Raw genomic sequence first — 524 nt, 5'->3', positions numbered from 1 at the left:
TCAGAGTAAAAATAAAAACTCTTTTAAACTTCATGAATATCCCCTTATGCCCGAACAATACTAGCAAGGAAGTATTTCAGGTTCTTGGCAGAATCTCATATTCTAGCAATTTGTTCTTACTTCTAATTCTCAGATATTCCTCCACGTCGTTACGAACAACGGCGAGTTAAGCTCAGGCCGATATAGCCGTCACTGACTCTTTAGGTTATGCTTTTATCGTTTTTTATTGGAAAGTAATCGTTATGCGTTTCATCCCTTTCGCCCTCGCGTTAATTACATTTAGCTCGTCTCCTAGTGCTTACGAGCTCGATTACTATTCCAAATTTGGCCACATCGACAACTATGGCAATCTAGATCTTCGAAACAAGCCATACACTGAACTCCCATCTGGCTTGGTCATAAAAGGGAATGTGGACATTTCCCAAACGCCAATTACTCAGCTGCCTAAGGGCTTAGACGTTGGTGGCAGCTTAGACGCGAAAAATAGCGCCCTGAAAACAATCAAGTCGGGCGTAAAAATCAAA

The 524-nt window shown here is 41.4% G+C and carries 1 pseudogene; it reads left to right on the top strand.

Annotation, left to right across the window (positions count from 1 at the left end):
* Positions 1 to 242: 242 nt before the first annotated feature.
* Positions 243 to 524 (top strand): annotated as a pseudogene (locus R7040_RS29820) (hypothetical protein); the annotation flags it as partial.

The organism is Vibrio sp. 1069 (assembly GCF_033340555.1).
Note: the sequence above shows the minus strand (reverse complement) of the source record. Positions and strands in the feature narration are given on the sequence as shown.